At 71.2% G+C, this 8,066-nt stretch carries 9 protein-coding genes; 5 read left to right on the top strand and 4 right to left on the bottom strand.

Annotated elements, in window-relative coordinates; translation table 11 throughout:
• The first annotated feature begins 361 nt into the window (after positions 1–361).
• The 4 genes from BLR02_RS22045 (at position 362) to rsmA (ending at position 3,987) form a co-directional block, all read left to right on the top strand.
• Positions 362–1,129 carry a phosphate/phosphite/phosphonate ABC transporter substrate-binding protein gene (locus tag BLR02_RS22045; RefSeq protein WP_090664657.1) on the top strand — a complete coding sequence of 256 codons (768 nt, stop codon included), beginning with the start codon at positions 362–364 and terminating at the stop codon, positions 1,127–1,129.
• Between the two features lie 85 nt (positions 1,130–1,214).
• The gene (locus BLR02_RS22040; RefSeq protein WP_090664656.1) at positions 1,215–1,793 is read left to right on the top strand and encodes a biliverdin-producing heme oxygenase; all 579 of its coding nucleotides are present in this window, start codon (positions 1,215–1,217) and stop codon (positions 1,791–1,793) included.
• Between the two features lie 65 nt (positions 1,794–1,858).
• On the top strand, positions 1,859–3,166 hold the full coding sequence (locus BLR02_RS22035) for a peptidylprolyl isomerase (protein WP_090565895.1): 1,308 nt from the start codon (positions 1,859–1,861) through the stop codon (positions 3,164–3,166).
• Positions 3,163–3,987 (top strand): 16S rRNA (adenine(1518)-N(6)/adenine(1519)-N(6))-dimethyltransferase RsmA, encoded by an 825-nt coding sequence (gene rsmA / locus BLR02_RS22030; RefSeq protein ID WP_090664655.1) that lies wholly within the window; start codon positions 3,163–3,165, stop codon positions 3,985–3,987. The genes BLR02_RS22035 and rsmA overlap by 4 nt, the downstream gene beginning before the upstream one ends.
• Before the next feature lie 3 nt (positions 3,988–3,990).
• Here rsmA and BLR02_RS22025 read toward each other — a convergent pair whose 3' ends face one another.
• Genes BLR02_RS22025 through BLR02_RS22015 form a run of 3 tightly spaced genes read right to left on the bottom strand, consistent with a single transcriptional unit; the run spans position 3,991 to position 6,414 of the window.
• Positions 3,991–4,914, bottom strand: a complete 924-nt coding sequence (locus BLR02_RS22025; protein WP_090664654.1) for an AEC family transporter — start codon at positions 4,912–4,914, stop codon at positions 3,991–3,993.
• A gap of 1 nt (position 4,915) precedes the next feature.
• Positions 4,916–5,536, bottom strand: a complete 621-nt coding sequence (gene gmk, locus BLR02_RS22020) for a guanylate kinase (protein ID WP_090664653.1) — start codon at positions 5,534–5,536, stop codon at positions 4,916–4,918.
• The gene (locus tag BLR02_RS22015) at positions 5,533–6,414 is read right to left on the bottom strand and encodes a YicC/YloC family endoribonuclease (protein ID WP_090664664.1); all 882 of its coding nucleotides are present in this window, start codon (positions 6,412–6,414) and stop codon (positions 5,533–5,535) included. The genes gmk and BLR02_RS22015 overlap by 4 nt, the downstream gene beginning before the upstream one ends.
• A 58-nt stretch (positions 6,415–6,472) precedes the next feature.
• Here BLR02_RS22015 and BLR02_RS22010 point away from each other — a divergent pair, with 58 nt between their 5' ends.
• Positions 6,473–7,249, top strand: a complete 777-nt coding sequence (locus BLR02_RS22010; RefSeq protein ID WP_342670589.1) for an SDR family NAD(P)-dependent oxidoreductase — start codon at positions 6,473–6,475, stop codon at positions 7,247–7,249.
• Here BLR02_RS22010 and BLR02_RS22005 read toward each other — a convergent pair.
• Complete coding sequence (locus tag BLR02_RS22005; RefSeq protein ID WP_090565885.1) at positions 7,218–7,964, bottom strand: TerC family protein; 747 nt, start codon at positions 7,962–7,964, stop codon at positions 7,218–7,220. The two genes, BLR02_RS22010 and BLR02_RS22005, sit on opposite strands and share 32 nt — an antisense overlap.
• Positions 7,965–8,066 lie beyond the last annotated feature (102 nt).

Raw genomic sequence — 8,066 nt, 5'->3', positions numbered from 1 at the left:
GTGCGCGACACTCCGTCGTAAACGGCAGCCAAGGCCAGCAGGCGACGGGCTTGGGCCGCATCCTTGGTCCGGCGAGCCGCAGCACGAAGCCCAGCTGCGTCAAAGTCAGCTCGGAGTGGGATGGGCATGGCGAAGCTCCCCTGTTCGCCATGTTGAATCAGAGCGACGCCAGTCTGGGAATCCCCAACGAGTCACGCTCTCGGAGACTTGGTATTAGCCGGCACTGTGCCGCAGCACAGGGCCTTCGGGCTTCGGCGAGCAGGTTCCGTACCGGGCGCGGCTTGCCGCCTGCTCGCGGCGCGTCGCATCATGACCCCGCCATGAGCCCCCGCATCAGCCTGCCGATGTACAACTGCCGGAGATGCGGCCGGCGAATGCTGTCTTCTGGCAGGCGCTGCGGACCGAGCTCGCCCGTCGCGGCCTCGAGGGCCTGCCCGAGCTGCCGGACTACACCCGGCCTCCGGTACCGGAGCGGATCGAGGCCGAGACATTCTTCACCCAGGTCTGTGGCTATCCGTTGCAGACCATCTATGCCGGCCAGGCCCGCATGCTCGGCGTGCCGGTCTATGATGCACCCGGCTGCGAGGGGCCGAACCATGCCGGCGTCTTCGTCGTCCACCGGGACTCGCGCTTCCAGACGCTCGCCGATCTCCGCGGCTGCCATTTTGTCTTCAACAGCATCCACTCGAATTCGGGGATGAACCTGCCGCGCCGGGCCCTGGCCGACCTCGCCGGCGGCCGCCCTTTCCTCGGCTCCGCGACGGAGACGCATAGCCAGCCCGCCAACATCGAGCGTATTGCCCGCCGGGAGGCGGAGGCCACCTGCGTCGATTGCGTGACCTATGCCTTCTTCCGACGCCATCGCCGAGCTCTCGGCGACCTCACCCGGCCGCTCGCCTTCACCCCACCGAGCCCCGCCATTCCCTTCGTCACCGCGCCCACCACGCCGGAGCCGGTGGTGGCGAAGCTCGAGGCGGCGCTCCTTGCCCTGGCCCGGTCGCCCGCATGGGTCGAGGCCCGGGCCGGCCTGATGATCGCCGATATCCTCCCGGCCGATCCGGCCCGCTATGCCCTGCAACTGGATTACGTGCGGCAGGCGGAAGCACTCGGCTACCCCAACTTGGCCTGAGGCCCGGTCGGCTGCTATCGTATCCTATCGTGCTTAGCCCGGCCGCATACGGCCGAAGCCTCTTCCAACAGGTGCCCTGATTTCCTTGCCGCCCGCCCCCGCAGGCGCCCGCTTCGCCCTCCGCGATGCCACCGCCGATATCCATGCCCGGCTGCATGCGGTACCCGCTTTCCAGGCCCTGGCCGATGGGCGGCTTGATGAGGCCGGCTACGTCGCCCTGTTGCGCCGGATGCTCGGATTCCACATGGCGATCGAGGCATCGCTCGCCGTGGCGCCCTGCCTCGCAGCCTATGGGGTCGATCTCGCCGAGCGGCGGCGGACCGGGCTGCTCCAGGCCGATCTCCGCCATTTCCAGGCGCCGGAGGCGGCGCCGCCCGCCCCGGTCCCGCTCCTCGCCACGGCAGCCCGTGCGCTCGGTGCCCTCTACGTCACGGAGGGCTCGACACTGGGCGGCCGCCAGCTTGCCCATGGTCTCGACCATCTGCTGCCGCCTGGCACGATGGAGGGCAGGGCCTTCCTGCTCGGCCATGGCGCCCGGCATGGGGCCATGTGGCTGGCCTGCTGCACCGCCATCGAGACCTGCGGCAGGGAGACGGGTGGCCTCGTCGGCATGCAATCCGGCGCGGTCGAGACTTTCGCTGCCTTCGAGGCCTGGTTCGGCTGAGGCCAGGGTGAGGGGGTGCGTGATCCTCGCTTCTACCGGCGGCGATCATGCTCTAAGGAACGCCCATGCCGCGCCCCGCCCGCACCTCCGCCCTGACCCTCGGCCTGATGCTGGCCGCCGCCTTGCCGCTGCCGGCCGGCGCGCAGCTACCGCCGCAATCCCAGGCGGCGGCCCAGACCAACCGCATCGTTGCCGTCATCAATGGCGAGGTGGTGAGCCGCGCCGATATCGTCGGCCGGGCCCGGCTCTTCGCCCTCAATGCCGGTATCGCCGTGGCGCCGGAGGTGCTGGACCGCCTTACCCCGCAGGTGACCCGGCTGCTGATCGATGAGCGCCTCCGCCTGCAGGAGGTGCAGCGCCGCCGCATTCCGGTGACCGATGCGGATGTCGCCGATGCGGTGGCGGAGCTGGAGCAGCGCAACAACCTGCCCCCCGGCGCGCTGCGCGCCCAGCTCAACCAGGTCGGCATCCAGCCGCGTGTGCTCTACGACCAGATCCGCACCCAGATCGGCTGGGCCCGGCTGCTGCGCCAGCAACTTGGCCCAAACGCAATCCCCTCCGAGGCGGAGGTGAATGAGACGATCCGCGCCGCCACGGCCCGGGTCGGACAGCCGGAATTCCTTGTCTCCGAGATCTTCGTTCCCATCGACGACCCGCGGAACGAGGCCGAGGTGAACCGCTTCACGGAGGAGGTGATCCGCCAGCTGCGTGCCGGCACACCCTTCCCTGTCGCCGCGACCCAGTTCAGCCAGGCGCAGACCGCCCTGCAGGGTGGCGATCTTGGCTGGGTCCGCAAGGAGGACATGGACCCGGCCGTGGCCGCGGTGGTGGAGCGCATGCCGCCCGGCGCCATCAGCAATGCCATCAAGGTCCCCGGCGGCTACCAGATCGTGGCCATGCGCCAGCGCCGCGAAAGCGGCCGCGACATGGCCACCCTGCTCAGCGTCCGCCAGGCCTATTTCCCCTTCGCCGGCACGCTCGACCCGAACAACCCGACGCAGCAGCAGCGCGACCAGGTGGAGAAGGCGCAGCGACTCGCCGCCGGCGCCCGCAGCTGCGACGCGGTCGAGGCCGCGGCCAAGACCAGCGGCAATGACCGGCCGAGCGATCCGGGCCCGATCCGGCTCGAGACGGTGACGCCCCCGCCGCTCAAGGCCATGCTGGCCGGCCTCAGCCCGGGCAAGCCGTCCCAGCCGATCCTCATGCCCGACGGCGTGCTGGTGATGATGGTCTGCACGCGGGAGCAGCGGAACCTCGCCGAGCTCACCCCGGACCAGGCCAAGCAGCAGATGCTGCGCGACCGGGTGGAGTTGCTCTCCCGCCAGCTCCAGCGCGACCTGCGCCGGCGCGCCACCATCGAGATGCGAAACTGAGCACGCTTCCCTCCCTCCGGGAGACGATCGCCCGGCACGGGCTGGATGCGCGGAAGTCGCTCGGCCAGCACTTCCTGCTGGACGAGGCCTTGTGCCGCCGCATCGCCGGCCTTGCGGGCGACCTGACGGGCCGGCATGTGCTGGAGGTCGGCCCCGGCCCCGGCGGCCTGACCCGAGCCCTGCTCGATGGCCCGGCCGAGACGGTGACGGCGGTGGAGCTCGACCGTCGCGCCATCGCCGTGCTGGCGGAGCTGGAGGCTGCCTATCCGGGCCGGTTGCGGGCGATCGAGGCGGATGCGCTGACCATCGATGTCGCCGCGCTGGTCCCGGCGCCGCGCGCCATCCTTGCCAACCTGCCTTACAATGTAGCGACACCCCTGCTCGTCGGCTGGCTGCGCCAAGCTGCCTCGCTGACCGGCATGGCGCTGATGTTCCAGCAGGAGGTGGCGGAGCGCATCTGCGCCGCGCCGGATACCGATGCCTATGGCCGGCTCGGCGTGCTGGCCCAGTGGCGTTGCCGTTGCGAGCTGCTGCTGCGCCTGCCGCCCGGCGCCTTCAGCCCAGCCCCCAAGGTCTGGTCCGCCGTGGTCGGCTTCACCCCCCATGCCGAGGATCCGGGCGAGGCGTTGTTCCGCGCCATGGAGCGCCTGACGGCTGCCGCTTTCGGCCAGCGCCGCAAGATGCTGCGGGGCGCCCTCAAATCCCTCGGCGATGCCGAGGGACTGCTTGCGGCCGCCGGCATCGCCGGGGACCGGCGGGCGGAGACGCTCAGCATCGCCGAATTCGACCGCATGGCCCGGGCGCTGCTGGCGCGCGGCTGACCGTCACCCAACGCCGAACCAGGCCAGAAGCCCGGCCAGCGTCACCACCGAGATCAGCGTGCTGGCGAGCACCGTCGCTCCCGAGCGCGCCGCACCGATCCGGTAGCGCTCCGCCAACAGGAAGGCATTGGCCCCGGTCGGCAGCGCCGCGGCCGTCACGGCGACGGCGGTCTCCAGCCGGTCGAGCTCCATCGCCCAGGCGGCCAGCCCGACCAGTGCCGGCATGGCCAGCAGCTTGAGCAGCGTCGCCATCACCGTCTCCCGCCATGCGCTGGCGATGTCGAAGCGCGCCAGGCTTCCGCCAAGGCAGAACAGCGCGACCGGCGGCGCCGCGCCGCCGAGCAGCGAGAGGGTCTGCCGCGCCACGCCCGGCGGCGGCGGCAACCCCACCAGCCTCCAGACCAGCGCCGCCAGCACCGCCATGACGATGGGGTTCCGTGCCACACCCAGCAACGTCGCCCGCAGCACCCGCCGCCAGGGCGCCCGCGCATGCAGCCCGATCTCGGCGACGACCGTCGCCGTGCCGAGCAGCAGCATGGAATGAAGCGCGAGGATCGCCAGCAGCAGCGAGAGTGCCTGCTGCCCGAATGCGGCGAGGATGAGCGGAATGCCCATCATCACGGTGTTGCCGAAGGTAGAGTCGAGCGCCAGCATCCCTGCCGGCCCGAGTGGCATCCTCCGGCGGGCCGCCAGCAGCACCACGGCATAGAGGGCTGCCGTGCCGAGGAAGAAGGCGAGTGCCGCACGGCCGCCGCCGCTCGCCCCGCTGGTCCCGCCCAGGAACAGCAGGGACGGGGCGCAGAAGGTGAAGACGAAGCGGTTCAGCGCCGCAAAGCCCGGCTCGTCGATGAAGCGGCGCCGCGCCATCGCCCAGCCGAGCCCGATGATGATGAAGACCGGCCCAACGACCTCGAGAACCGCGCCCAACTCAGCCGCCGAGCAGCTTGGCCACGAAGTCCGGCAGCCAGGGCAGGCGGTGCCGCCGCGTCCGCGCGGCATGCAGGATGGCGCGCGCCGCCGCCACGGTCGTGGCGAAGTCCTCGTTCACCAGCACATGGTCGAATTCGTCCCAATGCGCCATCTCGGTTCGGGCCGCCTCCATGCGGCGGGCGATCTCCGCCTCGCCGTCCTGGCCGCGGCCGCGGAGGCGGCGTTCCAGCTCGGCGAGGCTCGGCGGCAGCAGGAAGATGCCGACGACATCCTCGGGCATCGCCGCCTTCAGCAGCCGGTGCCCCTGCCATTCGATGTCGAAGAGCACGTCCTGCCCAGCCGCCAGCGCCGCCTCCACCGGGGCGCGCGGCGTGCCATAGGAGCGGTCGAGGAAGCTGGCATGCTCCAGGAACTCGCCCGCCGCGACGCCGGCCATGAATTGCTCCGGCGTGCGGAAGAAGTAGTGCACCCCCTCCTGCTCGCCCGGCCGCGGCGCCCGGGTGGTGGCGCTGACCGAAAGCTTGAGCTCCGGCTCCAGCTCCAGCAGGGCGCGGGAGATGCTGGTTTTGCCGCCCCCCGGCGCAGCAGCGAGGACGAGGCAGCAGCCCTTACGCATCATTCGACATTCGCCGCCTGCTCCTTCAGCCGCTCGATCGCCGCCTTGAGATCGAGTCCGATCCGGGTGAGCGGCACGGAGGCGGATTTCGAGCAGAGCGTGTTCGCCTCCCGCACGAATTCCTGGGTCAGGAAGTCGAGCTTCCGCCCCGCACCCTCGCCAGCCTTCAGCAAGGCGCGTGCCGCCTCGATATGGGCGCCGAGCCGGTCCAGCTCCTCCCGCACGTCGGATTTCTGGGCCAGCAGCGCCACTTCCTGAGCCAGTCGCTCCTCCGGCACCCGGGCCGTTCCGCCCTCGCCGAGCAGGGCCGAGAGCTGGTCCAGCATCCGGCGCCGCTGTGCCTCGGGCTGGTCGGCCGCTGCCGAGGCGGCGGCCTCGCGCAGGATGGCTATCTCGTCGAGCAGGCCGGCCAGGATGTCCAGCAGCTTCGCCCCCTCCGCCCGCCGCGCCGCGACCAGCCCCTCGAGCGCCCGGCCCCAGGCGGTGGCGAGCTCGGCCCGCTTCGCCTCCTCCAATGCCTCATCCGGCTCCGGCACCTCGCTCCGCATCACGCCGGGCAGCGCCAGCAGCGCCTCGGGCCGCGGTGGTGCGCTGCCCGGGATACGGGCGGCGAGGTCGAGCGCGAGTGCCAACGCCCCGTCGAGCGCCACCGGATCCACCGTCAGCCGAGGCCGCTCCTCCCGCTTCAGGCTCAGCGTCGCCGAGACATTCCCGCGCTTCAGCCGCTTGCCGAGACCCTCGCGCAAGGCAGGCTCCAGCGCATCCTGCCCATTCGGCAGGCGCAGGCGCAGGTCGAGCCCTCGGCCGTTCACGCTGCGGAGTTCCCAGACGAAGCCGGTGCCATCGGCCAGCACGCCACTCTCGCGCGCGAAGCCGGTCATGCTCATAAGTGTGCCCATCGTCGCGCCTTGTCCCGCGCGGCGCAGCGGGATGCAAGCGATGGCAGCGTGGCGGCATGTGCTGGTGACGGGCGCCTCCTCCGGGCTTGGGCGGGCCCTGGCGCTGGCCTGCTCGGGGGAGGGGGCGGTGCTGCATCTCGGCGGCCGCGATGCGGCGCGGCTCGAGGCGGTGGCGGAGGCCTGCCGCGCCACCGGCGCCACCGCCTTGCCACAGCGTGTCGACGTGCGGGATGCCGCTGCCATGGCCGGCTGGATCGCTGGCGCCGGCCGGCTCGACCTCGTCATCGCCAATGCCGGCATCTCCGCCGGCACGGGCGGCGCGGTGGAGCCGGCCAGCGTGGCCCGGGCGGTTTTCGAAACCAATGTCACCGGCGTGCTGAACACGGTGCTGCCGGCGCTGGAGGCGATGGCGGCCCAGACGCCTGGCCCGGATGGCTGGCGCGGCCGGGTCGCGGTCGTTGCCTCCGTCGCCGCCTTCGTCGCCGCGCCCGGCGCCCCGGCCTATTGTGCCAGCAAGGCCGCGGTGCAGCGCTGGGCCGAGGCGTTGGACGCGACGGAGCGGCGCCGGGGCATCCGGCTGCATGCCGTCTGTCCCGGCTATATCCGCACGCTGATGACGGCCCGGAACGCCTTCCCCATGCCCCTGATGATGGAGCCGGAGGAGGCGGCGCGGCGCATGCTGGCAGGGATTGCCGCCGGCCGTACCCGCATCGCCTATCCCTGGCCGCTCTACGCCGCGGCGCGGCTGGCCGGCAGCCTGCCGCCCGGCCTCCGTGCCGCCGCTTTCAGCCGGTTTCCCGCGAAGGGGCTGGATTAGCCGCGCGCTTCCGCCGCCCGGCCCGCTTCGCCAGCAGGTTCAGCCCCTCCACCGCCGCGGCGAAGGCCATGGCGACATATACGAAGCCCTTCGGCACATGCGCGCCGAAGCCCTCGGCCACCAGCACCATGCCGATCATCACCAGGAAGGCGAGGGCCAGCATGACCACGGTGGGGTTACGCTCCATGAAGCGGGAGAGCGCATCCATCGAGAACAGCATGGCGAGCACGGCGACGACGATGGCGGTGGCGATGATCCAGAATTCCCGGGTCAGCGCGACCGCGGCCAGGATGCTGTCGACCGAGAACACCATGTCGAGCAGCAGGATCTGGAACACCGTGGCCCAGAAGCTGGCCACCCGTGCATCCGCCTGATGCGTCGCCTCCTGCGAGTCCGGGTCGACCCGGTGGTGGATCTCGATCACCGCCTTGCCGATCAGGAACAGCCCGCCGCCTAGCAGGATCAGATCCTTGCCCGAGAACTCCATCCCCGCCACCGCGAAGAGCGGCCGGGTGAGGGAGAGCAGCCAGGAGGCCCCCGCCAGCATCCCGAAGCGCAGCACCACCGCAAGGCCGAGGCCGATCCGCCGCGCCTTGACGCGTTGCTCCTCAGGCAGACGGTTGGACAGGATGGCGATGAAGACGAGGTTGTCGATGCCGAGCACCACCTCCATCGCGATGAGCGCAACCAGCGCGACGATGATTTCGCTATCCATGTTGTTCTGTCTCCCGGGCGCGCGGCGTAACGCTTCGTCACCGCAAGCGTTGCCGTTCCACCTTGGATCACCCTCTGGCGGCCCCACCTCGGAAGCAGAACC

Source organism: Belnapia rosea, assembly GCF_900101615.1.
GTDB classification, from domain to species: domain Bacteria; phylum Pseudomonadota; class Alphaproteobacteria; order Acetobacterales; family Acetobacteraceae; genus Belnapia; species Belnapia rosea.
The sequence above is the reverse complement of the archived record's forward strand: the minus strand, read 5'-3'. Positions and strand labels throughout refer to the sequence as shown.